The organism is Pseudomonas sp. H2_A10 (assembly GCF_054680085.1).
The window spans coordinates 4,892,936-4,908,946 of sequence record NZ_CP162821.1 but is presented as its reverse complement, the minus strand read 5'-3'; the positions used below and the strand labels follow the sequence as shown (position 1 = coordinate 4,908,946).

At 59.2% G+C, this 16,011-nt stretch carries 14 protein-coding genes; 5 read left to right on the top strand and 9 right to left on the bottom strand.

Annotated features, from left to right (window positions below; translation table 11 throughout):
* Positions 1 to 6 precede the first annotated feature (6 nt).
* Both AB4O23_RS22690 and AB4O23_RS22685 read right to left on the bottom strand, forming a co-directional pair.
* Entirely contained in the window at positions 7 to 1,629 is a 1,623-nt protein-coding gene (locus AB4O23_RS22690; protein ID WP_017530499.1) for an MFS transporter, read from the bottom strand.
* 65 nt (positions 1,630 to 1,694) lie between these two features.
* Complete coding sequence (locus tag AB4O23_RS22685) at positions 1,695 to 3,341, bottom strand: GMC family oxidoreductase (RefSeq protein ID WP_017530500.1); 1,647 nt, start codon at positions 3,339 to 3,341, stop codon at positions 1,695 to 1,697.
* Between the two features lie 129 nt (positions 3,342 to 3,470).
* On the opposite strand from AB4O23_RS22685, the gene AB4O23_RS22680 reads away from it, so the two are divergent.
* A complete protein-coding gene (locus AB4O23_RS22680; protein ID WP_017530501.1) occupies positions 3,471 to 4,361 on the top strand; it encodes a LysR family transcriptional regulator in 891 nt (296 codons plus the stop codon).
* Positions 4,362 to 4,447: 86 nt separating this feature from the next.
* Here the strand turns inward: AB4O23_RS22680 and AB4O23_RS22675 are convergent, their stop codons facing one another.
* From AB4O23_RS22675 to AB4O23_RS22665, 3 genes are all read right to left on the bottom strand, one after another.
* Positions 4,448 to 5,794 (bottom strand): glutamine synthetase family protein, encoded by a 1,347-nt coding sequence (locus AB4O23_RS22675; RefSeq protein WP_065878668.1) that lies wholly within the window; start codon positions 5,792 to 5,794, stop codon positions 4,448 to 4,450.
* An 11-nt stretch (positions 5,795 to 5,805) separates the two neighbouring features.
* A complete protein-coding gene (locus AB4O23_RS22670; protein ID WP_017530503.1) occupies positions 5,806 to 6,363 on the bottom strand; it encodes a helix-turn-helix domain-containing protein in 558 nt (185 codons plus the stop codon).
* A 117-nt stretch (positions 6,364 to 6,480) separates the two neighbouring features.
* A complete protein-coding gene (locus AB4O23_RS22665) occupies positions 6,481 to 8,637 on the bottom strand; it encodes a WG repeat-containing protein (RefSeq protein WP_460060662.1) in 2,157 nt (718 codons plus the stop codon).
* Positions 8,638 to 8,853: 216 nt separating this feature from the next.
* Between AB4O23_RS22665 and AB4O23_RS22660 the strand changes: the two genes are divergently transcribed.
* From AB4O23_RS22660 to AB4O23_RS22650, 3 genes are all read left to right on the top strand, one after another.
* On the top strand, positions 8,854 to 9,864 hold the full coding sequence (locus AB4O23_RS22660; RefSeq protein ID WP_065878661.1) for a terpene synthase family protein: 1,011 nt from the start codon (positions 8,854 to 8,856) through the stop codon (positions 9,862 to 9,864).
* 59 nt (positions 9,865 to 9,923) lie between these two features.
* Positions 9,924 to 10,232: an RcnB family protein gene (locus AB4O23_RS22655; RefSeq protein ID WP_065878658.1), complete on the top strand. Its 309-nt coding sequence runs from the start codon at positions 9,924 to 9,926 to the stop codon at positions 10,230 to 10,232.
* A 75-nt stretch (positions 10,233 to 10,307) separates the two neighbouring features.
* On the top strand, positions 10,308 to 11,501 hold the full coding sequence (locus AB4O23_RS22650) for an MFS transporter (protein WP_065878656.1): 1,194 nt from the start codon (positions 10,308 to 10,310) through the stop codon (positions 11,499 to 11,501).
* Here AB4O23_RS22650 and AB4O23_RS22645 read toward each other — a convergent pair.
* On the bottom strand, positions 11,464 to 11,736 hold the full coding sequence (locus tag AB4O23_RS22645; protein ID WP_017530507.1) for a DUF1652 domain-containing protein: 273 nt from the start codon (positions 11,734 to 11,736) through the stop codon (positions 11,464 to 11,466). The two genes, AB4O23_RS22650 and AB4O23_RS22645, sit on opposite strands and share 38 nt — an antisense overlap.
* Positions 11,737 to 11,837: 101 nt before the next feature.
* A complete protein-coding gene (locus AB4O23_RS22640; RefSeq protein WP_217856082.1) occupies positions 11,838 to 13,334 on the bottom strand; it encodes a PAS domain S-box protein in 1,497 nt (498 codons plus the stop codon).
* Between the two features lie 237 nt (positions 13,335 to 13,571).
* Here AB4O23_RS22640 and AB4O23_RS22635 point away from each other — a divergent pair, with 237 nt between their 5' ends.
* Positions 13,572 to 13,823 carry a hypothetical protein gene (locus AB4O23_RS22635; protein WP_065878652.1) on the top strand — a complete coding sequence of 84 codons (252 nt, stop codon included), beginning with the start codon at positions 13,572 to 13,574 and terminating at the stop codon, positions 13,821 to 13,823.
* A gap of 26 nt (positions 13,824 to 13,849) precedes the next feature.
* Here the strand turns inward: AB4O23_RS22635 and AB4O23_RS22630 are convergent, their stop codons facing one another.
* Together AB4O23_RS22630 and AB4O23_RS22625 are read right to left on the bottom strand one after the other, a co-directional pair.
* Entirely contained in the window at positions 13,850 to 15,019 is a 1,170-nt protein-coding gene (locus AB4O23_RS22630) for a hypothetical protein (RefSeq protein WP_175404209.1), read from the bottom strand.
* 15 nt (positions 15,020 to 15,034) lie between these two features.
* Positions 15,035 to 15,922: a nitrilase family protein gene (locus tag AB4O23_RS22625; RefSeq protein WP_078824225.1), complete on the bottom strand. Its 888-nt coding sequence runs from the start codon at positions 15,920 to 15,922 to the stop codon at positions 15,035 to 15,037.
* Positions 15,923 to 16,011 lie beyond the last annotated feature (89 nt).

Below are 16,011 nucleotides of genomic sequence, written 5' to 3'. Positions count from 1 at the left end.
GTCGAATCAGTTCTTATCGATATCCACATGCCGGGTTTCTTTGAGGCAGAACAACCCCACAATCAGGCTCACCCCGGTAATCACCACCGGGTACCACAAGCCGTAGAAGATATCCCCGGTATACACCACCAGCGCAAACGACACGGTCGGCAGGAACCCGCCAAACCAGCCGTTACCGATGTGGTAGGGCAGCGACATCGAGGTGTAGCGGATACGCGTCGGGAACAGCTCCACCATCAACGCCGCGAGCGGGCCGTAGCACATGGCCGCAATCAGGATCAGTGCGACGATCAGCACCACCACCATCACTTTGTTGACCTGCGCCACATCCGCCGAACTCGGGTAGCCGGCCAGGGTCACGGCGCCACGCAGTGCTTGTTCGTCAAAGCCGTCGATGCGCACCTCACCGATGCTCACCTGCACCGGGCTGCCGGCAGGTGCGGCGACGCTGCTGTACGGCAGGCCTTGTTTGACCAGGAAGGTCTTGACCTTGTCGCATGGGCTGTCAAAACGCGCCTTGCCCACCGGGTCGAACTGGAAGGTGCAGGTGGCGGGGTCGGCGAGCACGGTGATCGGTGCCTGGCGGCTGGCCTGGTCCATCGCCGGGTTGGTGTAGTGCGCCAGGCTTTTGAAGATCGGGAAGTACAGCACGGTTGCCAGCAGCAGGCCGAGCATCAGCACCGGCTTGCGCCCGACTTTGTCCGACAGCCAGCCAAACAAGATGAAGAACGGTGCACCAATCACCACGCTGATGATCAGCAGCATGTTGGCCAGCGCCGGGTCCATCTTCAGGAACTGTGTGAGGAAGAACAGCACATAAAACTGCGCCGCGTAGAAGGTCACGGCTTGCCCGCCGTTGATGCTGAACAGCGCGATCAGCACCACCTTGAGGTTTTCCCATTTGCCGAACGACTCACGGATCGGCGCCTTGCTGGCCTTGCCTTCCTCTTTCATTTTCAGGAACGCAGGCGACTCATGCAGGCTCATGCGGATCCAGGTGGAAATGCCCAGCAGCACGATGGAGAACAGGAACGGAATCCGCCAGCCCCACACCTCGAACTGGTCACCGGTGAAGTAACGGCAGGCCAGCACCACCAGCAGCGACAGCAGCAGGCCGATGGTCGCGGTGGATTGAATCCAGCTGGTGTGCAAGCCGCGCTTGCCGGCCGGCGCGTGTTCCGCCACATAGGTGGCCGCGCCGCCGTACTCGCCGCCCAGCGCCAGGCCTTGCAGCATGCGCAGCACGATCAGGATGATCGGGGCTGCGATGCCGATGCTCGCGTAATTGGGCAACAGTCCGACACAGAAGGTCGCCACGCCCATCAGGATGATGGTGACGAGGAAGGTGTACTTGCGCCCGATCATGTCGCCCAGGCGGCCGAACACCAACGCGCCGAATGGGCGCACCACAAAGCCGGCCGCAAAGGCCATCAAGGCAAAGATAAACGCTGTGGTGTCGTTGACCCCGGCGAAGAATTGCTTGCTGATCACCGCCGCCAGGGCGCCGTAGAGGAAAAAGTCATACCACTCGAACACCGTCCCCAGGGACGAGGCGAAGATGACTTTCTTGGAGTCGTTGCTGGTGCTCGCGTCGCGCGTCGAGCCCAGGGTTTGAGCGTGTTCTGACATCGGGTAGCCCTCACAGTGATTATTTATTGTTGTTCCACTGTCGGCGCCGGGTACGGCGCCGCTATTCAGATTGCATGAATCAGTTCTTTCTCCGGGGCGAGGCTCCTTGTAGGCGGCGAAAGGATCAGTTGCGCGGCTTTCTCCGCGATCATCAGCGTCGGTGAACAGGTGTTGCCGGAGGTGATACGCGGCATGATCGAGGCATCGGCGATGCGCAGGCCGGGTACGCCATGCACGCGCAATTGCGCATCGACCACCGCGTCTTTGTCGCTGCCCATGCGGCAGGTGCCCACCGGGTGAAAGATTGTCGTGCCGATACGCGCCGCGGCTTCGTGCAGTTGGGCTTCGGTCTGCAGTGAATCGCCCGGTAGATATTCGACCGGGTTGAACTGGCCCAGGGCCGGGGCGGCGACGATGCGTCGGGTCAGGCGAATCGCATCGGCGGCCACGCGCAGGTCTTCGGGATGGCTGAGGTAGTTGGGCCGGATCAGCGGCGCATCCGCCGGGTTGGCCGAACGGATATCGATACGTCCACGGCTCTGCGGGCGCAGGTCACACACCGAGGCGGTGAACGCCGGGAACCCGTGCAACGGCTCGCCAAAACGCTCCAGGGACAGGGGTTGCACATGGTATTCAAGGTTGGCCGAGGTCTGCTCCGGGCCGGAACGGGCAAATGCACCGAGCTGGCTGGGCGCCATCGACAGCGGGCCGCTGCGGTCATACAGGTAGCGCAGGCCCATGCCCATCTTGCCCCATACGGAGCCGGCGATCTGGTTCAGGGTGCGGGCGTTTTCCAGCTTGTAGATCAGGCGCAGTTGCAGGTGGTCCTGCAGGTTACCGCCGACGCCGGGCAGGTCGTGCAGCACCTCGATGCCCAGCGGCTTGAGCACGCCGGCGGGGCCGATGCCCGAGCGTTGCAGAATGCCTGGCGAACCGACGGCGCCGGCGCAGAGTACGATTTCCTTGCGCGCCTTCCACTGCACCTGCTGGCCGTGCTGGCGCCCGACCACGGCTGAGGCGCGGCCGTTTTCCAGCAGTACGCGGTCTACTTCCACGCCAGTCAGCACGGTGAGGTTGGGCCGTTGGCGGATCGGCTTGAGAAACGCCTTGGCCGCGTTCCAGCGCACCCCGGCTTTCTGGTTGACCTGGAAGTAGCCGCAGCCCTCGTTGTCGCCCTGGTTGAAGTCATTGATAGGCGCGATACCGCTCTGCGCCGCCGCTTCACGGAAGGCATCAAGGATCGGCCACGATAATCGCTGTTGCTCGACCCGCCATTCACCGCCGTCGCTGTGGAACTCCGAGCTGCCGGCAAAGTGGTTTTCGCTTTGCTTGAACAGCGGCAACACGTCTTTCCAGGCCCAGCCGGAGTTGCCTTCGGCCGCCCAGCCGTCGTAGTCCCGGGCCTGGCCGCGCATATAAATCATGCCGTTGATGGACGAGCAGCCGCCCAGCACTTTGCCCCTTGGGTAACTCAGCGCACGCCCTTGCAGGCCTTCCTGGGCTTCGGTCTTGAAGCACCAGTCGGTGCGCGGGTTACCGATGCAGAACAGGTAGCCGACGGGGATATGGATCCAGGGGTAATTGTCGCGACCACCGGCTTCGAGCAGCAGCACGCGGTGGGCGGGGTTGGCGGACAGTCGATTGGCCAGCAGGCAGCCTGCGGGGCCGGCGCCTACTACCACGTAATCATATTCAGCAGCTGCAATGGGCATCTGAGGTCTCGCTTGTTTTTCTTATTGGCCCCATCCTAGTTGTTAGTTTTCGTCTTAAAAATGTTAGTTTTTACCCAGCTGCTGTGCGTTTTTAAACAGCGCTGCCCAGGCTGATGGAATGGAGGCGACATGTTCGACTGGAATGACCTGCGGTTCTTTCTTGAGTTGCAGCGCAGCGGCCGCCTGCTCACCGCCGCGCAACGTTTGAAGACCACCCATGCCACCGTGGCGCGGCATATCGAGGCCATTGAAAAAAGCCTCGGCACGGCGTTGTTCGTGCAGCACGCCCAAGGCTACGAATTGACCCCCTCCGGCGAAGCCCTGCTCAAACACGCCGAAGCCATGGAAAACGTCGCGCTGTTGGCCGAAGACGAACTCACCCATTGCGCCGCGCCCTTGGGCAAGATCCGCCTCGGCGTGGCCGAAGGCCTGGGTGTGATGTTTCTGGCCGGGCGCATGAGTGGGCTGTTCGAACGCTACCCGGGGTTGGAAGTGGAGCTGGTGGCGGTGCCGCGCTTTGTGAGCATCCTCAACCGCGAAGCGGAAATCAGCATCCACCTCGAACGCCCCAGCGTCGATCAACTGGTCACGCGCAAGCTTACCGATTACCGCCTCTCCCTTTACGCCAGCCGTGCCTACCTGGAGCGCAATCCGCCGATTGAAAAGCGCGAAGATCTCGCGGCTCATTCGTGGATTGATTATGTGGACGACCTGCTCTTCAGCCAGGAATTGAAGTTCCTCAGCAGTTTCTGCCGCAACCCCAAAGTGGTGTTCCACAGCACCAGCGTCATCGCCCAGCAACAGGCGGCACGCTCGGGGTTGGGCATCGCGGTGCTGCCCTGCTTCATGGCCGCCGGCGACCCGGACCTGGTGGCATTGCTGCCCGAGGAGGGCATCCAGCGCAGCTACTGGATCAGTTCGCGCCGGGAGCTGCACAAGTCGGTGCGCCTGCGCGTGTTGTGGGATTACGTGGTGGAGTTGTGCGCGCGCGAGCAAAAGCTGTTGCTGGGCGAGGCCTGACCGATAAAACCGGCTGGGAAAGTGGCACGCCGTTAACGACTTCCTTGAGAGCCGGGGCGCTGTGGGCAGTCATGGGAGTGCCATCGTCAGAGAAACCAGCGGTATTCGCGCGCATTGATTTCTTGTTGAAAGGCCAGGTGATCCTGGCGTTTGTTCTCGCAGTACACGTCGACAAATTCGGCGCCAAGCTTATCGCGCAACACAGGTTGATGTTGCATGGCGCGCACGGCGTCGAGCATTTCCACGGGGAAGTCGGCGCCGCTGGTGCGGTCCTCGTTCAGGGGCGCGATGGGTTCCTGCCTGGCTTCAAGGCCATGTTCCAGGCCAACAAGGATCGCCGCCAGCACCAGGTACGGGTTCGCGTCGGCACTGGCCAGGCGATGTTCGATACGCAAGTTACGCGGGTCGGACTCGGGGATGCGAACGCACGCATCACGGTCTTCAAACCCCCAGCAGGCGCGGGTGGCGGCGTTCACGGTGCCGCCCAGGCGGCGGAAGGCGTTGTGGTTGGGCGCGAAGATCGGCATGCAGTGCGGCAGCAATTCCAGGCATCCGGCCACGGCATGGCGCAGCGGTTGCTGTTGGTGGGCCGCCAGCAGGTTATTGCCCGCACCGTCATAGAGACTCACATGCACGTGCATGCCACTGCCCGGAAATTGCAGGTACGGCTTGGCCATGAAACTGGCTCGGTAACCCTGCTTGAGCGCCACGCCACGGGTGCTGCGGCAGAACAGTGCGGCCCAGTCGGCGGCGCGCAGGCTGTCGTCCTGGTGGCCGAAGTTGATCTCGAACTGGCCCGGGCCGAGTTCGGCGGTGATCACCGTGATGTCGATGCCCTGGTCCCTGGCTGTCTGCGCCATGTCATTGAGCACCTCGCTGAAACGCGACAGCCGTTCGATATGCAGGTTGGGCTGGTCATCGGCATCGTCGCTCAGTGGGTCGCGGGCGAACTGCGGCAGGCCGTGGTCGAGTTTTTTGTCGAACAGGTAGAACTCCAGCTCAAACGCGACCACCGGATGAATACCTTTGTGGCGCAGGCGCTCGAGCACCTTGGCCAGCACTTCCCGAGGTTCGAATTCGATAGGCGCTTCGGTGCCGTCGGAGGTGATCAACATTTGCCCCAAGGGTTGCGATTCCCAGCTCACTGGCTTGAGCGTTCCCGGCACCAGGCGGCGGTTGGCGTCGGGGTCACCGTCGTTGAAGCAGTAATCGCCGATGTTGAACAAGCCACCCTGAGCCCCGAGCAGCACTGCGTTCTGCGGCAGTTTCAACGGGCTGCCGGCGGCGACCTTTTCCAGCATCTCGATGGGGTAACGCTTGCCGTAGAAGTGTCCGGGTATATCCAGGGCGATCAGGTCGACATAACGCACGTCGGGATGCTGCTGGCGAAAGGTCCGTACTTCGGCGAGCAACGCGGGGGAATGGCTTTTCACGGGTGTTGCTCCTAGTTGTAGACCCACAGCACGCGGGCGGGCAGGTCGGTCAGGTTGGCATAGCGGCAATGCGCAAAACTGGCCAGGTGAAAACTGTCGCCAGGGCCGAGGGTGACCGCATCGGCCTCATCCTCCACCCACAGCGTCAACTCGCCCTCCAGCACAAAACCGGCTTGCTCGGCGCGGTCGCTCATGGGCTGTTCACCGCTGTTGGCGCCGGGTGCCAGCAGGCTGTCGAGCATGGAAAAGGCACCGTTCATGCTGGGGGAGACCAGGATGTCGGTGATGCCGTTGGCGTAATACAGCGTGCGCCGCTCGTTGGGGCGGGTGATCCAGTCGACCGCCTTGGGTTTGGGCTGGCTGTAGAAATACGTGGTGGGCACATCAAGGGCGTGGCTGATGGCGGTGAGATCGGCCACGGTGGGGCGCGACAGGCCACGTTCGACCTGGGACACAAAGCCCACCGAACGTTCGATTTTTTCGGCAAGTTGGGCCAGGGTCAGCTTCTTGTGCTTGCGCAGATCGTGGATCAAGGCCGCGAGGGTAGCGAGTTCTTCTTGTGGTGTCATGAAATTTACGTCTAAAAATTTCATGAAAAAATACAGGATTAATTTCATGCTGGCAATGGCGAGCCAGGTCGTTGACTCCGGGTGGCGAGGGAGCTTGCTCCCTCACCGCAGCGGTGGTTACTCGCGTTCGTAGCTGTCCACCTGCTCCCCGTCGGCATTGAACACATTCACCCGGTTTTCGTTTTTCGCGTCCCAGATGCTGTAAGTCGCGTCGTTGCTGTTGGTGGGTAGGCTGTAGGTGGTGTACGAGCCAAGCTTTTTCACCAGGGTGTTGTTTTTGTCGATCAGTACCAGGCCCCTGAAACCATCCATTTCCGCCGAGGCGAGGTTTTTCTGGAAGGGGTTGAGTCGGGTGTATTTGAGGGGCACGCGCAGCTTGCCGGTGAGATCGAGCGCGCCGTAGTGTTCACCCTTTTTGACCACGGCCATGCCGTTGGAGAACGGTTCGACTTCGTCATAGGGCAGGCTGATGGGCACGCTTTTGCCTTCTGGGTTGATGAAGCGGTACTTCCCGCTCTTGCGGTCTTGCAGCAGTTGCGGCTGGCCTTGGATAAACGCCCCGATGGCCGTGCTGCCGGGTGGGTTGAGCTTTTGCAATTGCAGGGTGTAGATGTCTTTCTGGCGACCGTCATCGGAGGTGCTGTAGAGGAAGTCACCGATGACTTCGATGTTGGAGAACCGCGGCGCCAGCAGTTCCTTGCCGGCCAGGTTCCACACGCCATAGGACGAATCGCCCCCGTAGGTCTTCAGCCCGGGCCGGCCAATGAACAGGTCGCCGACTACCTCGACATTGACGTATTTCATCGGCACCACCACCTGCTGTTTCTTCACGTCGTACACGCCATAAGGGCCGTTGGTTTCGCGTTCGACGATCATCAGGTCCGCGTTGATAGGTTTCTCGATAATCTCGAACGGCAATTCCTTCAACGTATGCCCGCCGGGCACGAACGCAAAGTATTTGAACAGCAACTGGCTCCAACCATCTTTCTGCGGTGTGCGGCCCACCTGCATGTTGAACACACCAGGCATCGGGCTGTACTCGATGCGCTCAAAGCGCGGCTTGACCACCCATTGCCCGTGGTTGTCGATAAAGCCGCTTTTTTGCGTGGCGTTGTCGTAAGCGATATAGCGAGCCTGGGCTGGCACGCTGTTGTGCATCTCCAGCGCCAGGGTTTGCGGTTGGGCGGGGTCCAGCAGGTAGATGACGATGCTCGCCGGGGTGTCTTCGAACTGGTAGGTGGCGTGCACGTTGGTCAGGGCGCCGGCGCTATCCGGCAGGCCTTTGACGAATTGCTCCAGGTGTTCCTGCAGCGCGGCGCTGGTGGTATAGCGCGAGAAATTGTCCTGCATGCGCAGCAGTTCGTCATAGTACGCGCGCAGGTTGGCCTTTTGCTCGGCGGTAGGTGAGGAGTTGCTGCTGTTACCGCCGCTGTAGAGCGTCTTGCCGTCGGCGCTGAGACCCTCGATCACGTAGCTCTTGTTCTTGGGGGGGGCCAGCAGCAGGGACGCGCGATCGTCAGCCAGGGCAGTCAACTGGTAGACCTCACCGTCGTCGCCGGTGACTTTCGGATGTTTCGCGTCCAGCACGATTTTTTTGACGCCGGGGTAGCTCGGGTACGTGAGAGTGACACTGACGCGCTCCACCGGCTTATTGACCTTGAGTTCGACTTTGGACGTGTCCTGCTCCTCTGCGTTGTCGACCCCAACAGCGGCAAAGTGTTGTTGCGTCCCGTCGCGAAAGTACACGGTTTGTACCGCATAACGTTCTTCCTCGCGCTGGTCGGGCAGGGCGCCACGCTTGAGCACCTCGCGGATCGGCTCCACATTCAGTTTCAGCCCCGACTGGTTGTCGAAGAACAACTGCTCGAACGCAGGCATCTTCTGCGCGAGCGCTTCCAGCGCCGTTTTCAGCTCGGCAGCGGGGAAGGGCACGAAAGGCTCGTCATAGCGCAGCTGTTTTTTCTCGCCGGACGACGCGGCGGTGTCGGCTACCGGCGAAATCTCCAGGCGCATGCTCTCGATCATTGCGATCTGGTTGATGCTGTCGCGTGCATCCATCACCAGGTAGTTCAGGCGTTTTTTCGCTTGCTCCAGTGTCAGGCTATGTAGGTCGTCCACCGCCCCTTCATTGAGCTGTTCTTCACTGTAGTCGGGGCCGCTGACCAAGCCTGTGACAACGTGACGGTCAACCAGGTAATAGGTCGCGCCACCGAGTATGGCGATAACCACCAAGGAACTGGCGAGGAGTTTGGTTCGGGTCAGGGCGGTTTTCATTATTGTCAGACTCGAGAATAGGGCTGGCGCAAGGTTAGCAGGTGAACGGTGGCGGACGTGCCGGGCGCACGCAGTTTGTTCGAGCTGACCTTAATAGAGCCAATTGTTCTATTCGCGCCATGGAGAAACGAGAGGTTATTCGCTAGTTTTCATACACATCCTTCACGCAGTCGGGTCAGCAGTACTGCCCAGTCGCAAAGATAAAGGCATATTGCTATGAACGAGTGTTCTGCTGACCCAACGTCGGTTATTCCGCCCTTTACGGTGCGGGCGCTTCATTGCCCCTCTCCCATCCGCATCGACGAAGCATTGGGGCGGGAGGTGAATGAGCGGCTTATGAAATGGATCGAACATATCGGTATTTTTCCCGGCAAACGGGACAAAATTCGCGCCTCGGATTTTGGTCGCTACGCCATGTTGTGCCATGTGGATACCGATGATCCCGACCGGCTGCTGCTCCAGGGCCAATGCCTGGCGGCATTGTTTGCCGTCGACGACCATTATTGCGACGACCGTTCACTTGGCTGCGATCCCCGCCAAGTCGCGCCGCGCTTATCGTTTGCGATTGCCGCCATGGACCCCGCTTACCTGCCTGCGCCTTTTGATGCTCAACTGGACATTCAGCTCAACTGCGATCCGGTGCTGATTGGCCTGCGCGCGTATATGCGGCGCGTCAGCCAGTTTTGCACACCGTCCCAAGTTGCCAGGGTGCGCCAAATCAGTATTGCAATGTTTGTAGCGATGGCCGCCGAGGGAGCCTGGCGTGTGTATGGCACCCGGCCGACTGTCGCCGAGTACCTTGCCAGTCGGCATATCAACAGCTTCTGGCCGTGCCTGGTCTTGATCGACCCCGTCGGCGGTTATGAAGTCCCGGCCAATCTGTATTCGCAACCGCAGGTGCACCGTGTCACGGCCCTGGCGTCCCTTGCTACTACCTTGGTCAACGATTTGTACTCGGCCTACAAGGAGCACCTGAACGAGGTTGGCACGTTCAAACTGCCGTATCTGCTGGCGGCACAACACCACTGCTCCCTTCAGGAAGCGATCAACAGGATTGCCGATATCCATGACGACGTGATGCATCAATACGAAGCAGTTGAGCGTGCGCTATTGACGGACGCAACCCCGCTGCTGCAACGCTACCTCATGGGGCTTAAGGCATGGGTGGCAGGGAATCTGGAGTGGCACAAACATAGCGCGCGATACCAGGCCGATTTCATTCGGTGAATGATTGCGCGCGCCTGCGGTCGGAACCTGGGTACGCGCCATTCATTGAAGGAGTACCCATGACGTCCAAATCCCTGCTTGCCTGCGTTTTAGTCGCTGCCAGCCTGTCCACCGCCAGCTTTGTGGTGCAGGCCGGTGATACTCCCCAGGAAACCGTGCAGCCTTCCAACATCAACGCCCGTGATTTAAGAGAGGGCGACCGTGCTCCGGATATTCTGATGCGCAAGGAGTCGGCCATCAGCGACTGGAAAAAACGCGGCCTCAAACAGCCGGAAGAAGAAAGCCAGTGGGCCCGCGTGGGCGATAAATACGTGCTGCTCAAAACCACCAACGGCACCATTCTGGAGATCACGCCTGTTAAAAAGTGACCTCCTTTTTGGCTGTTCTTGCGTTAAGGTAACCGGCCTCTATGGTCGCGTTACCTCTGGAAGAATGAGAGCAGGATGCTTGCCACCCTTAGAAATTACCCTCGCACCGTAAACCTGTTGCTGTGTGCCACGTTGCTGCTGACGCTGGCCAAGGCGATCACGTTTCCGTACCTGGTGATCTACCTCACCCGTCACTTTGCCTTGGATATCAGCCAGGTCGGCCTGGTGATCGGCAGTTCGCTGATCGTCGGTTCGTTGTTGAGTGTCTATGGTGGTTTTCTTGTTGACCGCATCAACAACTATCGTTTGCTGCTCGGCATGAGCCTGCTGTTTGTGCTGGGGTTTATCGGCACGCTGCTGGCGCAGACCATCTGGGCGTTTTATAGCTGCCTGATTCTGATCAACCTGGCCTACGCGGTCATCGACATCGCGGTAAAGGCCGGGTTTGCCAGCCTGTTGCCTGAAGACGCACGCAGCGAAGTGTTTTCCATCAAATACACCCTGACCAATATCGGTTATGCGGTAGGGCCGTTTTTCGGGGCGATGGTGGCCAAGCTGGATATCAGCTTGCCATTTATGCTGTCGGCGCTGTTGGGGGCGGGGTTCTTCCTGCTGTACTGGCATTGGGGCGACCGCACGCTGACCCGTGTGGATGTCGCACAAAAACCGGTGTCATTCCTGGCGGTGGGCGGTGTGCTGCTCAAGGACCACCGTCTGGTGTGCTTCACCCTCGGCGGCCTGCTCAGTGCGGTGGTGTTCGGACAGTTCACGGCATACCTGTCGCAATACCTGGTGACCACCACCACCGCCGAATACACCTACACCGTGATCAGTGCCGTGCTCACCACCAACGCCGTGCTGGTGATCGCCCTGCAATACCTGATTGGCAAGCGTATCTCCCATCGTTATCTGAGCCAGTGGCTGATTGTCGGCTTGAGCATGTTCATGCTGGGGTTGATTGGTTTTGCGTTGTCCACCAGCGTGCTGTGGTGGGTGCTGGCGATGGCGGTGTTCACGGTAGGGGAGATTATCGTGTTCCCGGCCGAGTACATGTTTATCGACCGAATCGCCCCGGACCACCTGCGGGGCATGTACTACGGGGCGCAGAATCTGTCCAACCTTGGCGCGGCATTGGGGCCGGTGTTGTGTGGGCTGGTATTGGCCAGCCTGCCGGCGCACTCCATGTTCTACATGCTGGGTGCCTTTATCATCGGCGGTGGGGTGTTCTATTTCATCGGGGCGTCGTTGAAGGCCAATCCTCCAGCGTGAGTTTGCCTACGTTGTTGCTGTGCAGTTCGTAGCGCAACTCTTCAACCATCTTTTCCACTTCCTGCGGCGTCTGCAGCCGGTTGGTGCTGATCCCGGTGACCACCAGGTCCACCCGGCCGGTTTCGGCGTCGTAGACCTTGAGGGTCAAGGACGCATCCCGGCACAGCGTAAATTCGCAGGTCAGGGGCGACAAACCTTCTTCGATGCAATTTCGCAGTTGGGCGAGGGTAAACATGCGGGTTCCTTCAAAGCATAGGTTCATGCTTTAAAGGTTATTGATTGCCCGCAAGCACCATAAGGCGAATTCGCACTAGCCCTACTAGTGCATTTGCACTGTCAACGCTGGTTTTTTAACCGTAATTCCCCCGCAAACAGCCCGCGTTCCCGGGCCCATACGATGGCTGCACTACGGCTGTGCACCCCCAGCTTCGAGTACACCGTGGCCACATGGTTACGCACGGTGTTGGGCGCCAGTTTCAGGCGCGAGGCGATCTCCTTGTCGGCCAGCCCCTCGCAGATCAGGCCCAGCACGTCACGCTCACGGGCAGTGAGGTCGGTGTAGCTGACGTTGGGCGCATTGGGGCTGTTGACGCTCTTGGCGTTGGCCAGTTTTTCGATCAGGGTCTGGCTGAACCAGGAGGCGTCCTGCATCACTTCCTCGATCGCCGCCACCAGCTCCAGTTCCGAGCGTTTGCGCTCGGTAATATTCATCAGCACCAACAGGTAGCACGGTACGTCCTGGATGATCACCGTGTCGGCCGACACCACGCAGTCGATCACCTCATGGCCCTTCTTACGCACCTTGAGGTCCTGGCCGTCGAGGTTGCCGGCTTTTTCCAGGGTGGCGAACAGCTGCGCACCCACTGCGGCGTTGTCGATAAAGTCGATGTCTTCGATGGATTTGCCGATCAGTTCTTCGCTGATATAGCCGGTGATGCTCATGAACGCTTCGTTGACGTCCACCACCTGGCGGTTGGCGGCGTTGCACACCAGGGTGGGAACCGGCGTGAGGCGGAACGACTTGGCGAAGCGCTCCTCGCTCTGGCGCAGGGCAATCTCTGCCTTGCGGCGCGGCTCCAGGTCCATGAATGAAAACAGCATGCAGTCTTCTTCGTTCATGTCCAACGGCTGGCCGGCCACGATCACCAGTTTGCTGCCGCCTTCGGGCAGTCTGAGTTCCGCCTGCATCTGCGGGATGGTCGAGCCTTCGCCCAGGCGCTGGATGGCCAGGTCCTTGCGCTCGGCCTGTTCCAATACGTCCAGCTCATAGACCGATTTGCCGATGACCTGGTCGCGGTTGTAGCCGGTCATTTCCAGAAAGCCCTGATTCACCTTGATATAACGCAGGTCGCTCAAGCGGCAGATCACCGCGGGCGCCGGGTTGGCGTTGAAGGTTTTCTCGAAACGCTGCTCGGCGCTGGCCCATTCGGTGGCGTCGCTGAGGATCAGCACCAGCAACTCCGGCTCGCCGCGAGAATCATTGATCACCAGGCTGCGCAGACGATGCACCCAGGTTTTGTCCGGGTCGGCGGTGGGGGTGACTTCCACCACCACGTCGCTGAACTCGTCACCCGCCGCTGCGCGGGCCAACGGGTAATTGTCCGGTTGCACGGGATGGTTATTGCGGTAGCGCAGGGTGAAGCGTTCGACATACTGCTGCCCGCTGGCGCCCAGCCCCATCACGTCGCCCACCCCATGCATGGCCAGCGCAGCTTCGTTGGCCCAGAGAATGGTCTGGTCGACCTCGGCCAGAATCACCCCGTCGGACAGCCCGGAGATGATCTGCTGCAGTTGGCGACGGTTGGTTTCTTTGGCAAGGACGTCCTGGCTCATGGTGTCTCCCTGGAAAAAGCGCATGCAAACTCCGACAGCCCAGGGGCTGGATAGTGCAAAGAAATGCGCTTGTGGGAAGTATGAAATGCACCCGGTTAGAGGGGGCATTTGAGCCAGGGCCGACCCTCTGTGCCGCCGTGCTGACTGGTATAGACCTGTTAAGTCTGACAGTAGGCAAGGCGTTGTGGGATTCGTAGGCTGTTGCTGTCCGACCGCGATTGAAGAAGGAAGCTGACCGTGAACAAGCCTGAGTTTAACGATTACCTGACAAGAGAAATAACGGCCGCGTTGCAGCGTATCTCGCCAAAGTTGAGCAAGTCCGACAGGGTCGATTGGGGCAGAGTTGCGTTCTTGAAGGCCTTGAAGGCATTGGTCGACGGCGCCGTCAGCCCAGAAGACCTGGGCACTGTGGGCGCCGTCAACGATGTGGTGCAGGCGTTAGGGCTGCTGCAGGGTGGCAAGACCTTGCTGGATGAGCTTGATCCTTAGACCTGCTACTACAAAGCCAGCCATCACTATGTGGCTAACCGGCCCACCAACGGCACGATAATCAGCGTGCTCAGAGCCATCGAAATTACATTGCCGATGTACGGATGGATGTGTGCTGGTAAGCGCCCGGCGAGGGTGCACGCTAACGGTGGTGCGATCAGTGCACCGAGCAATGCGCTTGCGCCTACCACCGCCCAACTCCCGCCGTAGGTCAACACCGCAGCGGGTACGACGGAGACTAGAGGCACATAGGTAGGATACCAGCCACGTTTGATCCATTGTTGTCGCCAGATCACGACGCCTATCGCTGACGTCAGGGCTTGTGCTCCGACGAGAGGCAGGATGAGGCCTGAACCATAGCCTGGGCTCAAGGGATTCAGTACATATGCCAACAACACTCCCGCCAATAAACCTAGACTTGCGAGTTCATTACCGAAGAACGGTGCTTCTGAAAAGTCCGCTAGCACGCGCCGTATGCTCCATAACAGATTGTAGGTAGGTGGTTTAGCGGGTATGGGTTTGGTCGGTGTGATGTAGTCGCAACGCACCAAAACGGGTAAACGCCGGCAAAGCAAAAACGCAATGACACTTCCGATTGCCATGCCCGATACATTGCCGATAACTACCGGCAATCCCAGTGGTACGCATACGTAATTGACGATCAATAAGCAGGTTGGGGTAACAAGCAGTGCTCCTAATACCGCACCATTGAATGCAACCTTCCAACCGCCACCGAACATCAATACCATCGCCGCCGGGAGTGAAACGAACGCCGCGAATGTCGGTTGCCAAGTTTCAGCGGTGACGCTCCAGCCCCACAGCAAGTTGCTCAGTATCAGCCCTAACAGCGAGCTGGTTATAAGCCAAGGCCACAGCCCTGTGCCGTAGGAAATGGGAAAGCCTTGCCAGGCTTTTCCTCGTTTGCTTGCCCACCAAGCCAAATAGGCGCCGGATAGCAGGCCAAGGGAGGCGAGTTCGTGTTTGTAAAAAGCCACTTCGCTGATGTCTCCCAGTACCCAGCGCAGCCAAGCGGCGGGATCGGGGAGGCTCGTCACCATCTCGCTGTACCCCGGCCAAGAACCTCCATAGTTGGTTGAAACCCAAATCACGAGCAAGACGCTTATCAAGCCTGAGATGAGGACTGTGATATCCGCTCGTGAACGGACAGATACTGTTTTGTTGACTGACGTTTCCATTTATTTGCCCTCCGTTCAGCGCGGTAGGGCAGGGTGCCGGGAATATCCAAGCATCTGATCGTAAAGGTCGTTGCGTCGGTCACGTTGTAGGTCGTTCAGGCTGTTCCATATCGGCGCGCTGCGGGCACTGGTGATATCGATATCGGCAAACAGTATCTCCTGGCGATTGGCTGAAGCGATTGCGCCGATCGGCCAACCGTTCGTCCCGGCAATCAAAGAACAACCGAGATAGCGCGCGTCACGTTCCTCACCAATGCGACTGGCAGCGGCAATAAACACATTATTTACATGTGCGGCGGTCATCGTCAGGTACGAGGCCATGCATTTTCCCGCCTCATCGAACAATGGTGGTGGGGTCCACACCCAGTTGTTCAGGCTACAAATAATATCGGCGCCTTGTTGGCTAAGAATGCGCGGCACTTCCGGGAACCAGATGTCCCAGCAGATCAATAAACCGATGCGTCCAATCGGCGTCTCAAACACCGGAAATCCCGTATCACCAGGAGTAAACCAGAGCTTTTCCATATTCCATAAATGGGCTTTTCGGTATTTTCCGATAAACCCTTCTGGTCCTAACAAGACGGCGGTATTGAATAGTTGCTGACCATCGATCTCGTTGAGGCCTGCCGCCAGATACACCTTATGCTTGCAAGCAAAATCCACCCAAGCTCTTACGCTGGCACCCTCCGGAACCGCTTCGGCATGATCGAAGGCCTCTTGTCGGTTACTGAAGAAATAGCCGCAGTTCGCGAGTTCAGGCAACACAATCAGGTTGGCGCCGCCGATTGCGGCTTCGGTCGCAAGCGCAAGGCTTTGATGCAGATTATCGGTCCGGTTGGTCATGCCAACTTGGGGGTCGAGTTGAATGACAGCTACGCGGACGGGACTTATTGATTCGCTCATGGAAGTGACCTCTTATCGTTATTCAGCGCGGTGGTTGAATGTTTATAAGAAGTGACAAAGTGTTTAATGAAAAGTCGGATGCTTCCTAT